Source organism: Desulfovibrio sp. JC022, assembly GCF_010470665.1.
Lineage (GTDB): Bacteria > Desulfobacterota > Desulfovibrionia > Desulfovibrionales > Desulfovibrionaceae > Maridesulfovibrio.
The window spans coordinates 290,099-310,240 of record NZ_VOPZ01000003.1 but is presented as its reverse complement, the minus strand read 5'-3'; the positions used below and the strand labels follow the sequence as shown (position 1 = coordinate 310,240).

Here is a 20,142-nt window from a genome sequence, read left to right as displayed (position 1 = left end):
CATAGCTTTTTGCAGATAAAATCCGCAAAAAACTATGCCCTCAGCCGTAACTGGTGCACTCGATCCCATCCGCGGCAAAAGAAGCGGATATTAATCAATAGTTACGTCTTTATAGATGTGTATCTCATCTAAAGCTCTACCAGAGCCGACAACAACAGCATCAAGGGGCAAATCAACCACGGTGATGGGCAGATGTGTTTCCTGACTTAGAAGCTGGTCAAGTCCCTTGAGCAGTGCTCCGCCACCAGTGAGCACAATGCCCCGGTCAACGATGTCGGCTGCAAGTTCAGGCGGGGTCTGTTCAAGGGCCACACGAACACCCTGAACAATAGAATCCACCTGTTCGGAAATTGCTTTCCTGATCTCTTCGGAAGTGATCAGAATATTCTGGGGAATACCGGTCACGAGATCACGGCCCTTAACTTCCATCTCAATCTCTTCTTCCAGCGGGAAAGCGGAACCGATCTTGATTTTGATGGATTCGGCGGTGGATTCACCGATGAGCATGGAGTACTTGCGTTTTACATGCTGCATAATGGCTTCATCCATTTTGTCGCCGCCCACGCGTACGGAACGGGCGTAAACAATACCGGAAAGGGAAATGACCGCGATTTCGGAAGTGCCGCCGCCGATGTCTACAACCATATTGGAGGTTGGCTCGGTAATGGGCAGGTTGGCACCGATGGCTGCTGCCATGGGCTCCTCAATGAGGTAGACCTCACGGGCACCTGCGGACTGGGCACTTTCTTTGACCGCCCTTTTTTCCACCTGGGTAATCCCGGTGGGCACACAGATCATGATCCGGGGACGGACCAATCTGCGGCTGTTATGGACTTTTGAAATGAAATGGCGCAACATGGCTTCAGTAACCTCAAAGTCAGCGATAACGCCGTCTTTCATGGGTCTGATAGCCACTATGTTACCGGGAGTTCGACCAAGCATCCTCTTGGCTTCCAACCCAACGGCGAGAACCTTGCTGCCGCCGTTAACGTCTCTTTTGACAGCGACCACAGAAGGTTCGCTGAGCATGACGCCTTTACCTTTTACATAAACCAGTGTGTTAGCTGTACCAAGGTCGATTGCAAGGTCACTGGAAAACGAACCGAGTATCTTGTCGAAAATCGATGCCATATTAAACTGGAAACTCCAAAAAAAATGTGATTCTGAAAACACCTCAAAGGAGGCGGACTTCACGTCTATCAAAAGAAAATCCTAGGAGTTAACTAGCAGAAGAAAGTGTGGCAGGCAACACATTACAGCACTTCGTTCAGCTCTTGGGAGCCGTCATTAACAAGCTGTAAAAACAACTTTTTTTCTTAAACCGGCAAAGAACAAGCCTAAGTAGTTTTAAAAAGGAACATTTATGTACCGTTTTTACGGTCTGGCCGCCAGGCTGAGACAAAGTTTCGGAGAAAGGGTCCAGAAAATTCCACTTGATTTCGGATTCACCTGTCCCAACCGGGACGGTTCCATTTCCCGCAAGGGATGCATTTTTTGCAGCCCGCAAGGTTCCGGCTCCGGCATGCACGATCTTTCCATGTCCATCCCCGAACAATGGGCCCACTGGCAGGAAAAACTTTCCAAACTTTACACAGCCAAACGTTATCTCGCCTACCTGCAATCCTATTCCAACACTTATTGCAGTCATGAAGAGTTGAAATGCGCTCTGGACCAGCTTGATGGGCTGCCCGGTCTTGCCGGAATCTGCATCGGCACCCGCCCGGACTGCCTTGATGATGACAAGCTTGCTTTAATAAAAGATCTTGGACTCAAAGAAACATGGCTCGACCTCGGCTTGCAGACTTCCAACAACGTAACCCTTGAGCGCATTAACCGAGGTCATACTGCCGAACAATTTGCTGAGGCCGTTAAAATGGCCCATGCGCACGGTCTGGATGTCTGCGCCCACTTAATCGCCGGGTTGCCCGGAGAATCAACTGAGGACTTTCTTGAATCAGTCCGCTTCCTCAATGGACTGCCCATTGCCGGGATTAAATTTCACAATCTTTTTGTGGGCAAAGGAACTCCGCTTAAAAAGATTTATGATGCCGGGGAGTATACGCCCATTGAGCAGGATGAATATATCGACGCACTGGTCAAAGCTATTTCCATTTTGCGGACCGACATTGTCATCCATCGCCTCAAAGCAGACGCAATTCCCGGAGGATTGGTCGCTCCTGAATGGGTGCGCATGAAACGCAAGGTTCTTAATGAGATTGAAAAAGACATGAAGGCAAAAGGCATCTGGCAGGGATGTGCGCGGCCCGATGCACCGGATGAACCGCCGCTGTGGTATGGACCGGAGGGAATGCCTCCGGCGGCTGGAGAAGGAGAGAAAAGAAGTTTTAGTTATACTTCGCAAGTAGCGCGCTAAGACGTCCTTTGGATTAGAGGCGGCCAAAATTACAAGTTTTTTTAATCTTTAAAAACAGCTTCATAAGCTTTTAGTAACTTTGGCTCCTCGTACTTCCATTCCAGTTCATTTCTGACTCTGCGATAACCCAGTGCTCCCATTTTTTCTCTGAGATCCGGAGATCCCAGAAGCTGTACGATTTTATCGCCCATGTCTTTATAATCATTCGGCGCGGCATAGAGAGACGCCCCCCGTGCTGAGAATCTTCCTTCCGTTAAATCAAATTGAACGAGAGGCTTCCCAAGAGCCATATATTCCATAATTTTATTCATAGTGGACTTATCATTCATTTCATTTGCAACGTCAGGGTTTACGCAGATATCAGCAGTGTTGAGCATCTCGAGCAACTCCTGATCCGGGACCCTTCCGGTAAAAGTTACATAGTCTGAAACATCAAGTTCTTCTGCCAGTATCTTTGCATCCTGCAATGATGTCCCGCCGCCGACCAGACCGAAATGGATATCATGCCGGTTCAAATCATGAACGATATAGCGGACCGCTTGCAGCAAGAGATCAAGTCCTTCCTGTTTGCCCATTACTCCCACATAGCCCACCAGATACGGCCGCCCTTTTTTAAGGGCTTCAACAGGGGGAATAAACCGCAAGCGATCCAACTTGGGACCGCTGCGCACCACATAGACTTTCTCAGGGTCCATTTTGCCCCGTTCAATGGCAATACGTTTATAAGATTCATTGGTGGCAATAGACACATCCGCAGCCATGAACGTCGCCCTTTCAAGCCAGACCATCAACTTCCAGAAAAAATCCCGTTTATTGAATTTCGCTTCATAAAGTTCAGGGTTGATGTCGTGATGGTCAAAAATAAACTTTGTTTTATAGATCAGCTTGAAAACAAGACCGATCAGAAAAAGCAGGTCCGGCGGATTGCAGGCATGGATAACATCAAATCCCTGTTCCCGGCGGACTTTCCACGCCAACCTGAAAGTGTGCCACAATGCCGCGCCATATTCTAAAGCGTATCCCTTTACCCCTTCTCCTTCCACAGGCAGGTCGTAGCGGTAGATATGAATTCCTTCTATCTCTTCATAAAATTCTTCATATCCTTTACCTGTGGGGCAGATAATGGAGACATGATACCCCGCACCATGCAAAGACGTGGCTTCCTGCCAAACCCTCCGGTCAAAAGGGGAAGGTAAATTTTCAACAAGGATCAAGACTTTTCGCGACACAAGAGACTCCGCAAAATTATATTTTCTTACCAGCAAATGCCGTCAATATCCTCATTCTCAGATGAAGATTCAACAACCCTGACCAGATCAACAACAACCTGACCGGGCCGCAACCTAGACTGAATATCTTTAAATTCCGGGGAACTATTACCCACAACAATGGTCTCAGCATATTCAAGCACACTTTCAATATCTGAAACCATGAGCTTTGAGATATGCGGAATACGGTTCATTATATAATCACGGTTGGCACCAAGCAGCTTGGCAGCATTCACATTACGGTCATACAGTTTAAGTTCAAATCCCTTACCGATAAGTTGTTCGATTACTTCCACCAACGGACTTTCGCGCAAATCATCAGTACCGGCTTTAAAACTAAAACCAAGGAACCCAACCTTCCTGTTGCCCTTGCCCATAATCATGGACAAACCTCGCTCAACATGACGCCTGTTACTACGCAATATATTATTCAAAAGAGGCAGATCCAACCCCAGTCGATTCGCTTTATGAGTAAGGGCCCTCACATCCTTGGGTAAACAGGAGCCGCCAAAAGCAAAGCCCGGCTTCATGTAATAAGGAGAAATATTGAGCTTGGTATCTGCACAAAAAATATCCATAACTTTATGGCTGTCTATCCCGACCTCTTTACAAATTGAGCCGATCTCATTTGCAAAAGCGACCTTGACTGCATGCCAGCTGTTATCGGCATATTTCACCATCTCGGACACTTCCATCTCGGTCCTGATCAGCGGGGCATCAATATTGGAATAAAGAGAAGCAAGAATATCCCCACTTTTAGAATCACTTTCCCCGATAACTGTTTTCGGAGGGTGGTAAAAGTCATGAACCGAAGTTCCTTCACGCAGGAACTCCGGGTTGTTGCACACACCAAAATCAACGCCGGCAACCTTCCCTGATCCGGTTTCCAAAGCAGGAATAACCAGCGAATGCATGGACCCCGGCAGGATTGTACTGCGAATGACCACTACATGAAACTCATCCTTATCCTTAAGTACAGCACCTATATCCTCGCAGACTCTACGAACATAGGACAAATCCAAGCTGCCATTAAACTGGCTTGGCGTACCGACGCAAACGAGAGAAATCTCAGAAAAATTAACAGCTTCCTCAGCAGAAACTGTTGCCCTCAAAGAACCTCCTTGAACAACCTGCTGGATAATTTCATCAATATATTCTTCAATTATGGGAGTCTGGCCCGCATTGATCATGTCGACTTTGGTCTGATTCGGATCAACACCGACAATTTCATGCCCCTCCTTGGCCAAACACCCGGCAGAGACTGATCCGACATACCCCAAACCAAATATGCTAACTTTCATTCCCGCCTCTCTGCTCAAAATTATATTTAACCACGGTTAAATACTCATTTTTGCCTTCAAAGGTTCCGCTCCAGACTATTGTCGGGGATGGAATTTTGAAATCAAACTTTCTGGATATCCAGCCAAGTGGAAGCTCCTCGTTGCCTTGAAATAATTCCGGATTCATGTCGCTGCCGGGCATGGACATTTCAAGACATACCTTCGGGGAGTTTATAAACACACTCCCTCCTCGTATTTCTACAGTACAGGACTCCGCAACATGCCAGAATATCTCAATCCCATGTTCTTTCGTACAATCCAGACTATCACAAACCTCAACTACGCCTAAGTCTTTCTTAAATTTAACACTACGGGAGTGGACGACCGGATCAGCAAAACGGGTATAACCATCATGCGCTCCACTAAAAAAATCCTGCTCTGCCGAAGCTTCAAAACCATCACACCAAGCACGGGCATGCCCGGTCCACATAAAATTACCGCCCGACACGGACTGGTCCTGCTTATCAATACGCACCGTGTTGTGGGCCGATGTGCCTTTGAAATAATCCCGCCATTTCCGCTCTGTGTGATATGCGTATGTTCCGGGATCAATAAACAACTCATCCCCGCCGATGGAGAGGGTCATGGAAAGTGCGTCGGCATGACCATGGGCGGCAATTGAAGTAAATCCCAGCGGTCCGGCATCTACAATAATTTTCACTTCCTTATCTGTTTCAAAATCCTTCCCCAAAATATAATAGCCACCATCAGGAAAAGTTCGCCGAAACCCATAAGATTTACTTTGCGCGACACTCAACAACTCATCAAAGCTAGATTCACCGACATGACCTAACAGCCAGCGGCTTTTGTCATCAAAAAAAACAGCTTTACGCGCAAAATCGGGACGCTTGAAAAGAACTGCCCCGGTTGCAAGCAGTGATCGATATACAGAAAAGCCTTCCTCCGGCACAAAACGAACCATCACCGCATCATCGGAATCACCGATCATGGGCAAGCATAGATTCACATTCGCCATTGCCCCGACAAACTCAATCATGGACTCCAGACGGCCCCAATAATTATTTGAAAAAACTATTCCATTTGCACGGGCCACAAGAGCGCAGATAAGCAACATATCCGCAACTTCATGGTGATACCAAATGCCCTGCTCCCGATTACAACCGTCCGCAAAATTCTGTTTAAGTGCTTCTGCTTCAAGCCCGGCCTTTGCTTCCGCCTGCCAACTTTGACTCTCTTTCCAGCAGGGCCAGACCGTTGAAGCAATGAAAAGCCCCATGTACTCACCAAGCAGGTGATTATTGGCGGATGAATATCTCGAATAGTAACCGTTGATAAAATGGCAGTGCTGAAAAATGGATTCCAGCCAACATTCTTTAAATTTTTGCCCCTCACTTCCGGCAAAAAGCAGAGACTCATCTCCTCCTAAAAAATGCCATACAAAGGCCCAGTTGGTGAGCCGCACAGCAATTTCAAGGGAGCTGGTCCAATTGGGTCCATATAAATACGGACATTCTTCAAACCATGATTGCAACATCTCCCTGCAACCATGCGCATATTTTATATCACCGGATAATTTGTAAGCCTGAGCAAGAGTGACTAGTTCCAAATGGCGATTGGGTTCCCAAAGGTACTTAATATTACCGGCAAGGTATTCATCCCGGTAGTTAAGTTTTTTACCGAAATTAAGCGGGGCAACAGTTCCGGTAAGGGGATCTTTATTCCAATCAGGTGGGAAACCAAGCGGGCAATCGCGAAGGGCAAAAACATTGAAATTACCATTGAGAATTTTATCTGCCGCCTCAAGATAAATATCAGCATCAACCTCGGAAAAATCTTTATTGAGAACGGAATGACTATCCCCTCGGGCGGCGTCAGATTCAGCGATAAAAAAGCCCCTTGATTGAAGCTCCGTCACGCACGCCAAACGCACCCGATAAAATATTTCGGGCACACTCATGCGCTTTAAGCGGGCAATCAACCAACTGAGTTTTTTTATCCGCATAGACCATAACCACCTGTTTCCAAGAGATATTTAGACAGCATCAAAATAACACAATTTATTCCCGACTACTATATCTGATTACACAAGCCCCTAAATGCGAAGCGGCGAAACCATAATAAAAATTTCTGAAAGGGATGGGGTCTGGGGAAGGCACGAAACAAAAACGACCCGTACGCAAACACGCACGGGCCGTTTCAAACACGGTCAAGAGGTGAGGATGAAAATTACTTGTTGCCTTTTCTCTGCATCTTTGCCCTGATGAAAATAGCCAGCATATTCATACTCAGAACAAGGGTGATCAGTACGAGGGAGGTGCCGTACTGGATATGCCTTGTTTTTTCGATTTCAGTACCGGCAGTTGCCAGAACATAGATGTGGTAAGGAAGTGCCATAACATCATCAAACAGGGATTCCGGCATTTCCGGGGTGAAGAAGACGGCTGCGGTAAACATGATCGCTGCGGTTTCCCCGGCCGCCCTTGAAAGAGTCAGGATAGCCCCGGTCAGCATTCCGGGCAGAGCAGCGGGAAGCACGACCTTATAGATGGTCTGCCATTTGGTGGCCCCGAGTCCTAGAGAAGCTTCGCGGTAGGTCTGAGGGACGGAACGAAGTGCCTCTTCAGATGCGCCGATAACTAGAGGAAGAGCCAGCGCGCCGAGAGTGCAGACCCCAGCCATGATGCTTACACCCATACCCATAACGGTAACGAATAGGGAAAGTCCGAATAACCCGAAGACAACGGACGGAACGCCTGCAAGATTATTGATACCAAGACGAATAATGCGCACCAGTCTGGGAGATGTAGCATATTCGTTGAGATAAATGGCAGTGGCAATGCCCCACGGCAGGGCGATCATCAAGGCCCCGTAGCTGAGCACTATGGTTCCCACAATGCAGGGGAAGATTCCGCCTGCGGTCATGGAATCGCGAGGATTTTCAGTTAGAAACTCCCAGCTTATGGCTGGAAGTCCGTAATAAAGAACAAATCCAACAATAATCAGCAGCGCAAGACCATTAACAGCCGCAGCACATTTGAAAAGCAGGAAGATCACCTTCTGAATCTTCTCACGCATTGAATAATTATTACTGCCCGTTTCCATTATGGTCTCGGCAACTTCAACATTACTTTCCATCATGGATTCCACTTGTTCTAGTGTTTCAACATTATTCATTTCTTTCACCAATTGTTGTCCCGTGCTTTTCCGTTACAAGGAGGCGGAACCGACCTGTTTGTATTTATGGGCCACGTAATCCGCAATGAGGTTAAACGCCATAGTGAACAGAAAAAGCACCATGCCGATTGCGAAGAGCGCGTAATAGTGATCACTGTGAAACGGAGCTTCTCCCATTTCAGCGGCGATTGAGGCGGGCATGGGCCGGACCGGATCAAAGATTGATGTGGGCAGCAGCCCTGCGCCACCTGCAACCATAAGTACAACCATGGTTTCGCCGATTGAACGGGCCATGCCGAGGATAACCCCGGTAGAAATCCCGGACAGGGAAGCGGGAACGATAACCTTATATATGGACTGCCAGTGGGTGGCACCGAGAGCGAGGGAAGCTTCCTTGAGTTCCGGGGGTACGGAATAAATGGCATCTTCAGAAATACTGGTGATGGTCGGGACCGCCATGAAAGCCAGCATAACCGAAGCATTGAAAAGGTTCAGGCCCACCGCGATATCAAAGGTATTCTGCAGAAAAGGAGCAACCACAACCATACCGAAAAAACCGATAACAACCGAGGGCAGGGCCGCCAGCATCTCAACTGCGGGCTTGATGATATTACGGACTCTTAAAGGGGCGATTTCAGCAAGGTAGATGGCGGTCATCACACCGAGGGGAATGGCGATAATGGACGAAACAAGTGTCACCGCGCCGGAACCGACAATAAGCGGCCAGATTCCGAAAGCAGGATCATCCTCATCGGTGGGATACCATTCATGACCGAAAATAAAGTCACTGACAGAAACATGCTTGAATATAGGTAGACCTTCCACAAAGAGAAACATCATGATCAGGAAGAGCACCAGAATCGAGGTAAACGCGGTAATCAGGAAGGCTGAATGGATGATGCGCTCGGTGGTACGCCTGCTGAGCGAAATTGTAGAGATAGCGAAGATTACCACACCCAGAAAACCGAGAATGCCGCTGAAAACATACCAGCCTGTGGATCTCGATGAAACCAGACTCTCAGCACTGGCTTTGATGGCACCCAAGACCTCAACATCCGCCTTATCCCTACCCATCACTTTTGAATCAGTGCGAACATATGTATAAACCCTGTTCAGTTCGGCATTAAGCTCTCTCACTCTGAGTTCTTTCTCAGCCCTGCTGAAACCTGTCTCTTCCGTGGATTCAACAACTTCATGGGTGGAAAGCATCATGACTTTCTTGAGTGCACCTTCAGCACTCATGGAATAGTCTCCCCTTTGCTCCACCTTCTCGGCTGAGGAAATAAAAATCTGTTCAGCTTCAGTGCGCACACCGAGCTTATAAGCATATACCCCGGCCAGAACAGCGAGAGTGATCAGCAGTAAACAGATATTGCGGGACGTTATCACGACTTTTCCCCTGATATAATTTTAACGTTTGTCTTAGAGACTTCAAATTCCGGGGGGACTTTTGAAGTCCCCCCGGACCTTATTTATTAATGTCGGACCCGGCTTTTACGAAAAGCCTTTACTATTTTACGGGAATGAAACCGGTGTCAGCAGCAAGCTTCTGGCCTGCGGGGCTCATCATGTAATCGAGAAGAGCTTTGGTTTCACCGCTGGGAGTGCCGGGAGTGTAGAGGTTCAGACCACGGGAGATGGGGTAGGAACCGTCTTTGGCAGTGGCGACGGAAGCACCCACGCCGTTTACAACTACGCCCTTGAGTTCCTTGTTCAAGTAGGCAAGGCCAACGTAGCCGATGGCTTTTTTATTCTTGGAAACAGCCTGTGCAACAGCACCGTTGGAAGCCTGCAGCAGAGCGCCGGGGAATACGCGGTGTTTCTTGCCGTCTTTCTTCATTACCTTGCTCTTCCAGCAATCGTAGGTACCGGAGGAAGTGTCGCGGGAGATAACAACGATCTTTGCATCTTCGCCACCCACTTCTTTCCAGTTTTTGATTTTACCGGTGTAGATGCCCCAAAGCTGATCTTTGCTGAGCTTGGAAACGGGGTTGCCGGGATTTACAACCGGAACGATGCAGTCAAGTGCAACGATGAACTGGTAAGGCTTGCGTCCGTTGTCGGTGGCTTTCTGAATTTCGCCGCCCTTCATGTCGCGGGACATCATGGCAACATCGGTAGTGCCGTCGATCAGAGCCTTAGCACCGTTGGAAGAGCCGCCACCGGAAATAGAAATGGAAACATTGGGGTTGGCCTTCATGAAAGCTTCAGCAGCTTTCTGCATAAGCGGCAGAACAGTGGTGGAACCTTTAACCTGAATGGAACCTGCAAATGCGGAACCTGTAAAAGCCATTACCATTACAGCAACGAGAGCAATAATTTTTTTCATCTTTTTCCTCCAAAAATGGAATTTTAATTTCAGACTCAGTTCTTTTTTTACCGCGTCCGTTTTCTATCGTTGTGCAATGGTCTATCTGAACTTAGTTACAAACCTGTTACGCCCACAAGAAAGATAAGTGACAGTGCTGTTTCCTTTCGTTTTCTAAGAAAAGGCAGATGGCATAGGCTTTGCTTCTGTTACGACATATTTAAATTTTATGTTGCGGAGTAAAAGCGATGAAATGCAGATATGTCATAATCGGTGCGGGTCCGACTGGACTTGGAGCGGCCCGTCGGCTTTCCGAACTTGGAGAAAAATCCTTCCTTGTACTGGAAAAAAATTCCTGGCCCGGAGGTTTAGCCTCAAGCTTTACGGACGGAAAAGGATTTACCTGGGATATTGGCGGGCATGTCATGTTTTCCCATTACGAATATTATGACAATCTGATCGAAGGGCTATTGCAGGGCGAATACACTGAGCATCTGCGCGAATCATGGGTGCGCATCCTTAAAAGCTGGGTTCCCTACCCTTTTCAGAACAACATTCGCCACCTCCCCAATCAGGAAAAATGGGAATGCGTGCGTGGACTTCTGCCCGGAGAGCGTTCTGAAGAAACACCTGAGAACTTTCTTGAATGGATTCACTCTGTCTTTGGCAAAGGGATCGCCAAATATTTTATGGAGCCTTATAATTATAAGGTATGGGCCACCCAGCCTGAGAAGATGTCTTTCTCATGGATCAGGGAACGGGTAAGTGTGATCGACCTGCGCTCGGTGATCAAAAATATCATTCTCGAACGTGACAAACTTTCATGGGGACCGAACAACAAATTTAAATTCCCCCTCAAGGGCGGAACCGGAACCATCTTTAAAAAACTGGCTGCCACTGTTTCCGATCATATAAAATATGATACCCATGTGACGTCTATTGATCCCAAATCCAAAACCGTCACTGATACAGAGGGCAATTCATTTGAATATGAACATCTGCTCAACACCGGCCCCATTGATATTCTAGCCTCGCGCTGGCTGACTGATCCGCCCGCGCAACTCGTGAACGCGGCAAAATCTCTCAAACATAATAGCGTAGTTGTGGCTGGAATAGGACTTTCCAGCTCCAAGCCGGATTCGCGCTGCTGGATGTATTTTCCTGAAGACAACAACCCCTTTTACAGGGTTACCAATTTCCACAACTACTCGCCCAACAACACCCCGGAACCGGGCAAAGGGCGGGCGCTGATGTGTGAGGTGTCCTACTCCCATGACAAGATTATTGATAAAAACAAAATTATTCAGCAGGTGGAAGACGGTCTGGTCAACACCAGCATGCTGAATGAAGACGAACTAAGCGATATTATATCCCGCTGGTCAATAAATGTGGATTACGGTTATCCCATCCCTTGCCTGCAACGCGATGAAGCGTTAAAAGTTTTACAGCCTGCGCTTGAATCCATGAACATCTATTCCCGTGGCCGTTTCGGCGGCTGGAAATACGAAGTTTCCAACATGGATCATTCCGTAATGCAGGGAGTAGAATGGGCTGAACGGATGATTAACGGACAGCCGGAAACCACATACAGGATCAGTTAAAGCACATGACAATTTCCACCGCCACTTATGAACAACGGCGGGAGAATGTTCGCAGACGGCTCAAAGACCGCGGACACCCTCCTCTTCTGGTCAGCTTCGCAGCCAACCGCTACTACCTCAGCGGCTTTGAACTTCACGATCCCCAGTGCAATGAAACAGCAGGCTGGCTGATCATTGATCCTGATGGGCGCGACTTCCTGCTCACTGATCCCCGCTACCACGATGCAGCCCGCAAGGTCTGGAAAGAAGATGATATTTTCATTTATTCCGGGCGTAAATTCGATGCCCTGCGGGATTTTTTCAAGTCCAATGACCTCAAAAAAATTTCATATGATCCCAAGTCCATAAATATTTTTGAGCATGAAAAACTTACCGATCTTTGTGAACTGAAACCGGTTTCCGGGCTGGTGGAAGATCTGCGTCTTATAAAAGATGCAGACGAAATCAAGCTTATGGAAGAATCCTGCGCCCTGAACCACAAGGTTTATGAACTGCTGGAGCCGAAGCTCGTTCCCGGTCGCACTGAAGCTGAAATTGCGTGGGATGTGGAACAGCTTTTCCGCAATAACGGCGCATCCGAACTGGCCTTTCCTTCCATTGTCGGCATCGGTCCCAATGCGGCCCTGCCTCACGCCATTCCCGGAAACGACAAGCTCGAAGACGGCTCACTGGTACTTATCGATATGGGAGGACGTCTCGGAGACTACTGCTCCGACCAGACCCGCACTTTCTGGGTCGGCGACAAGCCTTCGGACCGTTTTCTCACTGTGCGCGATCAGGTTCAGGAAGCCCAGATGGAAGCCATCAAAGTGCTGCGTCCCGGCCTGCCCATTCAGCATGCCTATCACACCGCCAAGGCTGTTTTTGAAAAATACGGGGTCGAAAAGTACTTTACCCATTCGCTCGGACACGGTATCGGCCTTGAAACACATGAGCCGCCCAGTGTAAGCCCCATTGCTTCAGGTGAACTGAAGCCGGGCATGATCATCACTATTGAGCCAGGTCTCTACTACTCCGATTGGGGCGGTATCCGCTGGGAATACATGGTACTCATCACTGAAGACGGATATAAGATACTTTAGTTGATGCGCTAAGCTCATTTATATTCATGACGCCTCCGGCACCCCTGCCGGGGGCCTTAAACCCTTTTGCAAAAGGGTTTAAGAATCCCAAAACCTTTTATTAGGGCTTCGCCTCTTTGCATGGGACGAAGTAATATATTCTAAATGGCCCGCAGAAAAAGAAAACCTCGTCCGCGTCCGCTGCCCCCGCCGCCGGAAAATTCCAGCCGCATGTATATCCAGATTGCTCCATCTGACATTGCAATCTTCCGTTTCCTTATGGAGGCCGTAGACAATCTCGCGCTTTTTACCATTGCCGACAGATTCAAAGGAATCCTTATGCTGCGCTACAGTCCGCATCAGGAAAGGGAATTCCGCCAGTTCATGAACGGCTTGAAGCAAGAAATCGACATCAAATTCCTGCCCAATCCATCTGATCCGGCTTAAATTCAAACCGCAATTTATACCATTCAGCCCGGTGCTATTCAGTACCGGGCTTTTCTTTTTTGCTGCTCTTATTCCTAATATGAATTTTGATTCATATTTATTGACAATATGAATATGAATTTATATTCATAAAATATATTTATAAACTTCGGAGTAATAATGAGCAGAGCACCGGTCCAGAAGAGAAGTAAAGAAAAGAAGCGGCGGATCATCGTTGCCGGGATGAAATTATTTTCCGAGAAGGGATTTCACAGAACGGGGGTTACCGAGTTAGCTGGCGAAGCCAAAGTTTCAGTGGGCTCCTTTTACAGCTACTTCAAAGACAAAAAAGATCTTCTGAATCAGGTCAGCGAAGCATATACAGCCAGTATAACCAAAGGGGTGTACGGAAATTTTGCCCAGAACGCTCCATACGCTAAAAGCACCCGCGAAATCACTACATATATTATCGAGACTGCCAAACAAGCCCATACTCTATCTACAGAACTACACCGCGAAATGCTGGCCTTGAAAAACAGGGAGTCCCATATGGCCCGTCTGGACCGCAGCATAGTAACGGCATTGCAGGATGGAGTTGCTGAAATTCTTACAAATTGCGAAAAAACAGTAAGAATAAATGACATCACTTTGGGGGCAAGGCTGGTCAGTGGGGCCATTGAAGAAACAATGCATCGCTGCTTTCTGGAAGCAGGAGAACCGGACATGAATAAAGCATTTATCGAACTTACTGACATGTGCCACATGTATTTATTCAAAAAAGAATAACACTCAACAAACGGTTTTTGTTGCTCTTTTGTTGAAACTGTTAGAATATGATCAGGTCAATAAATTTTAATTCGCTTGCAGTTGCAAAGGTGCTGAACCAACTGGAAAATAGTGGAGCAGATTATGGAAGAACGAAGTATGAGTGTATTCGGAGTCGGCTTGAAAATATTCAAACCCACAATCATTTACGGCCTCGCCGCATTGATCATTACCCTGATTTTTCCCAGATTTTTCTTAATGACCTTTCTGCCCAGTGCGGCGTTTAATATTCTGGGCGGCATGCTGCTGGGAATCGGAATCGCTTTTCTTTTCATATCCGGGGTAACAGTCAAAAAAGCGGTAGCCGAACAAAGACTGGAAACCACCGGGACTTTCGCCATCGTGCGCAACCCGCTCTATTTTGCATGGATAGCTTTCATCTTTACCGGGAGTGCCATAGCAACTCAGGCGTGGCTGCTTTTCGGCATGTGCTTTGTAGCCTACTACAAATTCCTGCACCATATCCCGGAAGAAGAAGCCGTTCTGGAAGAAATTTTCGGCAAGGAATACATGGACTACAAAAAGAAAGTCCCGTCCATTGTCCCGAATCTAAAAGAACTGCTTTAGAGATTGTCTAAATAAAATCTAAAAAAAGTCTGGCCTTTTGGTCAGACTTTTTTTGTGAAATAATCTTGGACGCTTCAACTGAAACGCATGGAACCTATCATGTCCCGCCGGGACAATGATAGTGCGCCCGGTTACGTGAGAAAGGTACTTTTCCGGCACGCTGTTTTCCATAGGAACATGATTCAAAAGTAGGTGCGTAGCGGGTGGAACATTTCTCCATCACAATGCAAAAGAGGTCGCGGGGCAGCGCTCCTTCTTCAACCCGCTCAATGGATTTGATTTTAAAGCCGCTGGCAAGCCCCTTCAATTTATCCTCGCTGAAAAAATGGACCGCGAATTTCCCGACTTCATACAGATTCTCGCCGAGATGTTCCCCGGCCCGGTAATGACGGTCAAAAATGGAACGCACGGAATAAACAGCCAGACCACCAGGCTTAAGCACTCTGTGCAATTCACTTAAAGCGCAGGAAACTTCAGCCATGGTCAATTCCATACACATCAGCATATGTGAATAGCAGGCATCAAAAGAATTGGAGTCAAAAGGGAGCGGTTTGCGGATATCGAAGCAGCGGGAATCAATATAGGATGAGAATGAGGAGGAAGATGCTTTGGCGGTAATTTCATCAACCGCTCGGCTGGAATAATCAAGGGCCGTAACTTTTAACCCGTCTCCGGCAAAAAGAAACGTATCGCGCCCTTGACCGCATCCGGTCTCAAGCACGGAACAGACATCATTTTCGCGGAAAAGCTCAAGCGACTTTTGCGCAAGCGCACTAGGCTGTTCCCCGAAATAGCTCTCGGACTCTGAAAAGACCTGATCCCAAAGTTCCTGCTGAGCAGTACAAGCATTCATTACCGGCTTCATTACCCCTCCCTGAAATAACCCGTACGGTAGGTAATATTACAGCAAGCCGGACTTGGCAACAGCTGAAATGTGCCAATTATGCACCAAAAACAACATTTTTATTTTCATAGGACCTATCTGATTGCCTGCAAAATCAGCCCTGCCTATCCATACTCCGGTAATTGATAGCCTCAGCCAAATGCTGAACCTGAATCATCTCTCCTCCAGCCAGATCGGCAATGGTCCGGGAAATTCGTAAAATACGGGTATATGCCCGCGCGGAAAGGCCTAAACTGCGCACAGCTTGTTCCAGAAAACCATGTTCGGCTTCACTTAACTTACAAAACTTTTCCAGCGAGGAACCGGAGAGTTCACTGTTGGTAAGGATATTCATCCCTTTGTACCGCTCGGTCTGGATTTCACGCACCCTTTCAATATTGGCACGCATGGAAGCAGAATCAAGCCCGGATGAATCCCGCAAATCCTTATATTCCACCGCCGGGACTTCAATCTGAAGGTCAATACGGTCCAAAAGTGGCCCGGAAAGTTTAGAACGGTAACGGTTAACCGCCTGTGCGGTACAGGTACAGGCGTGTCGTTCATCTGTAAGATATCCGCAGGGACAGGGGTTCATAGCCGCAACCAGCATAAAATCAGCCGGATATGAAAGAGACATGGCTGCGCGGGAAATTGTAACTTCCCCGCCTTCTAAAGGTTGACGCAGAACTTCAAGCACATTTTTCTTGAATTCAGGCAACTCATCAAGAAAAAGTACCCCGCGATGGGCAAGGGAGACCTCACCGGGCCTAGGGTAAGCCCCGCCGCCGATAAGTCCGGCATCGGAGATGGTATGATGCGGAGCGCGGAACGGGCGAGTGACCATCAGTGATTTATCCCGCGCAAGTTGCCCGGAAACACTGTAAATTTTGGTCACCTCCAATGCTTCCTCAAAAACCAGCGGAGGTAACACTGTGGGAATACGCCGCGCCAGCATGGTCTTGCCGCTGCCCGGAGGACCTACAAAAAGTAGATTATGGTTACCTGCTGCGCCAATCTCAATGGCCCGCTTGGCATGCTCCTGCCCTTTGACCTCGGAAAAATCAAGGCCGAAAGATTCACGCCCGGACCAAAGCAGCTCCGTATCAACCTCGGCCGGCTCAAGATTATCCTCGCCGATAAGAAAATTTACCAATTGTGAAAGGGTCGGCACCCCGTAAACTGAAAGTCCTTCCACCACTGCGGCTTCATTTACGTTTTCAGGACTGACAATCAATCCCTTCGCGCCCTTGCGCCTAGCCTCGATAGCCAAAGGCAAAACTCCGTGCACAGGTTTAACTCCGCCGGAAAGGGAAAGTTCCCCGGCCAGAAACCATCCTTCCAGCGCGGACTGGTCAATTACCCCGGCAGCCCCGAGCAATGACGTTGCCAAAGGCAGATCGTATGCCGACCCGGCCTTACGGATATCAGCCGGGGCAAGGTTTACGGTGATGCGTGAAGGCGGAATACGATAGCCGCTGTTCTTGAGCGCGGAAAAAACACGCTCCTTACTCTCTTTGACCGCGCCCTCAGCAAGGCCGACCATTGTGAATGCAGGCATGCCCTGCCGGGTCAAATCAACTTCCAGATCAACTTTAAATGCATCAATCCCCATAAGGGCGGCGCAGGAAACTTTTGCTATCATTGAACTTCCAACAGTAAAAATTGGTATTTAAATTAATAATCGACTTTTTGATATCCGGTTTAGACCTTCAAAGCAAGTGGCTGGAAAAACAGCTGACCTTTTTCAGCATGATTAATTCCACCTATGATTATTTTTGCCATTCCCTCAGACTGCGTTTATATTATTAATGGAAACAGACAGCTTAAATCATTCAAAGGATCATTAAAGTGAAAGTTTACCTCATCAAAGCATCGGCCCCCGGCCTGTTCAAGGAATACAAAAAATACATGGGCGCGCCGCCGCAGAATATTTTTTCCCTTGCCGCCTCCACCCCACGCGGGATCAAAGTGGAAATGTGCGATGAAACGCAAGACATGAAACCGAAGATGAACACAGACGCTGACGTCATCGTTATCTGTTTCCATACCCCGGATGCCGTTCATGCTTATAAACTTGCGGATAAATACCGCGCAAAAGGCAAAACAGTGGTCCTCGGTGGGCTACACCCCAGCTTCATGCCTGACGAAGCTGAGCAGCATGCCGACGCGCTGCTCATGGGTGAAGTGGAAGGAATTTGGACTCAATTATTAAAAGATTACAAAACCGAATCACTCCAAAAGAGATATGAACGAAGCAGTCCGGTGGATATGGCCAAGCTGCGCCCCTACCCTACAGACATAATTCCGGCCTCACGTTACAAGGGAATCTGGTCGGTGCTGGTTTCGCGCGGCTGCGTGCATCGCTGTGAATTCTGCGTTGTACCCCCATTTTTCAAAAGCAAATACAGACTGCGCCCCATTGAAAATATTGTGGAAGAGATCAAAGCTGCCCCGACAAAATGGTTTGAACTGCACTCCGACAACCTCACAGCGGACCGCGACTATGCCATTGAATTGTTCAAAGCGTTAAAGCCGTTGAACATCAAATGGGTGGGTGAATCGACCGTCAAAATGGCACAGGATGAGGAATTGCTCCGCCTTGCAGCGGAATCCGGCTGTGAATATCTGCTGATCGGCATTGAAACTCCATCCAAAGACGCACTTAGCAGTTCCGGCAAAAAATTTGTTTCACCGCAGGAAGTGCGCGCTGCCATCGATAAATTCCATGAATTCGGAATCAAGATAACCTCTTCCATGATCTTCGGCTTTGATTCCCATACCCCGGAAATTTTTCAGGAAAGTCTCGATTTCGTAAATGAAATCGACATTGACGAAGTGGAATCGGTCATCCTTTGCCCCTTTGCCGGGACTCCGCTGTACAAACGTTTGGAGGCTGAAGGCAGGCTGCTGGCCAAGGACTGGTCCAAATATGATTGCAGCCAAGCGGTATTCCGCCCCAAAAACATGACGCCGGAACAGCTTGATGAAGGGGCAATATGGTTCTGGAAGCAGGTAAAAAAAAAGTCCCCTCTTTCAGGTGGTGGCATCTCCTCTACTGATGGAACTTCTAGGAAAAAGCAGCCCAAGAGAGGCCAAAAGATGAGCACAGGCAGTGGAAACATCAAGTGGAAATCCATGCTCGCTTTGATACTTATCGGTGCCGCCCTGATCATGGATATGCCATGGCTTTGGGGAATCCTTTTCCTGCTCTGGGTGACCATGGACCTGAAAAACAGACAGACCTATTTACTGGAAGAAATTTCCAGAGACAGCAACCCGTTCTTATACTGGATAATAGTAACCATGTGGTTCTGTTTCACTTTAACGGCACTGAGCTGGCACCCTGCAACATATGGATATATTTACGAATATTTACCGTCACAAAATTATGAGCAAAGCAGTATGCGGGAATCCGTGCAGCCCGCTGCGTTGCAGGAAACACGGCTCCCGGTAGTTAGAGCCGTACAGGCTACGTCCACTTTGAAAACGATCAGCTACGGCATGAATTTAAAAGTCCCGCAGGACTGGAATGTCGCACAGATCAAAACCGATGACGGCCCGGAAATAAATGTGACTGATCCGCAGCAACGCGCGGACATAACCGCGCTGCGTTTCAATCTGGGTCAAAAAATGAATATCCCGGACATAACGATTTTTATGGAAAAGGAACTGGCCAAAGAAATCCCGTTCGTAACAGCCGAGAACGGAATCAAGCTGCCGGAATTCAAGGCCCGGAATTCAAATTTTGAAATAGATTTCAAAAAATATCACGGGACTCTCCATGGCGATAAACTTGATACCATTGTCGGCTACGGCAGACAGGGGAAAGATGCCTACATCATAATCGGAATATACGGATCAGAAGATCGGGCCATGCGCAACAATACAGTCAGGGTGTTGAAATCATTCAGCCCGTAAAATCATTCTTTTATATTTTCGGACCAATCTTTAGCACCGCCCTGTTTCACAAACTCAACTATCTTATAATCTTCCCGCAGAATATGCTCTATCAGCCAATTGGAAAGAAGCCCTTTGATCTCTCCAGAGGAAACCTCCTCACGATGAAACCGGGCAGCCTGAAATGTCTTAACCTTATTTTTAAGCCCCGCATGAAGCTGCCGGTGCTCGCTAAGTTGTGGATATTCGATCTCTTCCATGTATTTTTCTTCGGCATTGAAATGACTAACAGTATACTCCTTCAGCTTACCCAACAGGTCGTCAATGACGGAACCATTTTCTCCCCTTTTAAAAGCCTCCAGAACATTGTTAATTATGTCGATCAACCCCTTATGCTGCTCGTCAATTTCCTTAATCCCGATATTCAAGCCGTCATTCCATTCAACCCTGCCCATAT

17 protein-coding genes are annotated in these 20,142 nt (G+C 47.7%); 7 read left to right on the top strand and 10 right to left on the bottom strand.

All coding sequences use genetic code 11. The features are described from left to right. Positions 1-90 precede the first annotated feature (90 nt). Complete coding sequence (locus tag FMS18_RS06560) at positions 91-1,131, bottom strand: rod shape-determining protein (protein ID WP_163292943.1); 1,041 nt, start codon at positions 1,129-1,131, stop codon at positions 91-93. Between the two features lie 232 nt (positions 1,132-1,363). On the opposite strand from FMS18_RS06560, the gene FMS18_RS06555 reads away from it, so the two are divergent. Next, positions 1,364-2,374: a TIGR01212 family radical SAM protein gene (locus FMS18_RS06555; RefSeq protein ID WP_163292942.1), complete on the top strand. Its 1,011-nt coding sequence runs from the start codon at positions 1,364-1,366 to the stop codon at positions 2,372-2,374. Positions 2,375-2,415: 41 nt separating this feature from the next. On the opposite strand, the gene FMS18_RS06550 is transcribed toward FMS18_RS06555, so the two are convergent. The 6 genes from FMS18_RS06550 to FMS18_RS06525 all read right to left on the bottom strand — a co-directional run bounded on the left by FMS18_RS06550 (position 2,416) and on the right by FMS18_RS06525 (position 10,446). Further along, the gene (locus tag FMS18_RS06550; RefSeq protein ID WP_163292941.1) at positions 2,416-3,603 is read right to left on the bottom strand and encodes a glycosyltransferase family 4 protein; all 1,188 of its coding nucleotides are present in this window, start codon (positions 3,601-3,603) and stop codon (positions 2,416-2,418) included. 26 nt (positions 3,604-3,629) lie between these two features. Continuing rightward, a complete protein-coding gene (locus FMS18_RS06545; RefSeq protein WP_163292940.1) occupies positions 3,630-4,943 on the bottom strand; it encodes a nucleotide sugar dehydrogenase in 1,314 nt (437 codons plus the stop codon). After that, positions 4,933-6,945 (bottom strand): alginate lyase family protein, encoded by a 2,013-nt coding sequence (locus FMS18_RS06540; RefSeq protein ID WP_203544545.1) that lies wholly within the window; start codon positions 6,943-6,945, stop codon positions 4,933-4,935. The genes FMS18_RS06545 and FMS18_RS06540 overlap by 11 nt, the downstream gene beginning before the upstream one ends. A 224-nt stretch (positions 6,946-7,169) precedes the next feature. Further along, on the bottom strand, positions 7,170-8,045 hold the full coding sequence (gene pstA / locus FMS18_RS06535; RefSeq protein WP_163293062.1) for a phosphate ABC transporter permease PstA: 876 nt from the start codon (positions 8,043-8,045) through the stop codon (positions 7,170-7,172). A gap of 105 nt (positions 8,046-8,150) precedes the next feature. After that, a complete protein-coding gene (gene pstC, locus FMS18_RS06530; protein ID WP_163293061.1) occupies positions 8,151-9,047 on the bottom strand; it encodes a phosphate ABC transporter permease subunit PstC in 897 nt (298 codons plus the stop codon). Positions 9,048-9,627: 580 nt separating this feature from the next. Then, on the bottom strand, positions 9,628-10,446 hold the full coding sequence (locus tag FMS18_RS06525; protein ID WP_163292939.1) for a PstS family phosphate ABC transporter substrate-binding protein: 819 nt from the start codon (positions 10,444-10,446) through the stop codon (positions 9,628-9,630). A 227-nt stretch (positions 10,447-10,673) separates the two neighbouring features. Here FMS18_RS06525 and FMS18_RS06520 point away from each other — a divergent pair, with 227 nt between their 5' ends. The 5 genes from FMS18_RS06520 (at position 10,674) to FMS18_RS06500 (ending at position 14,905) form a co-directional block, all read left to right on the top strand. Beyond that, positions 10,674-12,026, top strand: coding sequence for an NAD(P)/FAD-dependent oxidoreductase (locus FMS18_RS06520; protein WP_163292938.1), 1,353 nt, complete (start codon positions 10,674-10,676; stop codon positions 12,024-12,026). Positions 12,027-12,031: 5 nt separating this feature from the next. Next, on the top strand, positions 12,032-13,108 hold the full coding sequence (locus tag FMS18_RS06515) for a Xaa-Pro peptidase family protein (RefSeq protein ID WP_163292937.1): 1,077 nt from the start codon (positions 12,032-12,034) through the stop codon (positions 13,106-13,108). 144 nt (positions 13,109-13,252) lie between these two features. Then, on the top strand, positions 13,253-13,534 hold the full coding sequence (locus FMS18_RS06510; protein WP_163292936.1) for a DUF4911 domain-containing protein: 282 nt from the start codon (positions 13,253-13,255) through the stop codon (positions 13,532-13,534). 159 nt (positions 13,535-13,693) lie between these two features. Then, positions 13,694-14,299, top strand: a complete 606-nt coding sequence (locus FMS18_RS06505) for a TetR/AcrR family transcriptional regulator (RefSeq protein ID WP_163292935.1) — start codon at positions 13,694-13,696, stop codon at positions 14,297-14,299. A 123-nt stretch (positions 14,300-14,422) separates the two neighbouring features. Continuing rightward, the gene (locus FMS18_RS06500) at positions 14,423-14,905 is read left to right on the top strand and encodes an isoprenylcysteine carboxylmethyltransferase family protein (RefSeq protein ID WP_163292934.1); all 483 of its coding nucleotides are present in this window, start codon (positions 14,423-14,425) and stop codon (positions 14,903-14,905) included. A 97-nt stretch (positions 14,906-15,002) separates the two neighbouring features. On the opposite strand, the gene FMS18_RS06495 is transcribed toward FMS18_RS06500, so the two are convergent. Both FMS18_RS06495 and FMS18_RS06490 read right to left on the bottom strand, forming a co-directional pair. Continuing rightward, entirely contained in the window at positions 15,003-15,770 is a 768-nt protein-coding gene (locus tag FMS18_RS06495; protein WP_163292933.1) for a class I SAM-dependent methyltransferase, read from the bottom strand. Positions 15,771-15,903: 133 nt separating this feature from the next. Next, entirely contained in the window at positions 15,904-17,430 is a 1,527-nt protein-coding gene (locus FMS18_RS06490) for a YifB family Mg chelatase-like AAA ATPase (protein WP_163292932.1), read from the bottom strand. Positions 17,431-17,636: 206 nt separating this feature from the next. Here FMS18_RS06490 and FMS18_RS06485 point away from each other — a divergent pair, with 206 nt between their 5' ends. After that, entirely contained in the window at positions 17,637-19,706 is a 2,070-nt protein-coding gene (locus FMS18_RS06485; RefSeq protein WP_163292931.1) for a radical SAM protein, read from the top strand. Positions 19,707-19,708: 2 nt separating this feature from the next. Here FMS18_RS06485 and FMS18_RS06480 read toward each other — a convergent pair whose 3' ends face one another. Beyond that, on the bottom strand, positions 19,709-20,140 hold the full coding sequence (locus tag FMS18_RS06480; protein ID WP_163292930.1) for a bacteriohemerythrin: 432 nt from the start codon (positions 20,138-20,140) through the stop codon (positions 19,709-19,711). Between the last annotated feature and the right edge of the window lie 2 nt (positions 20,141-20,142).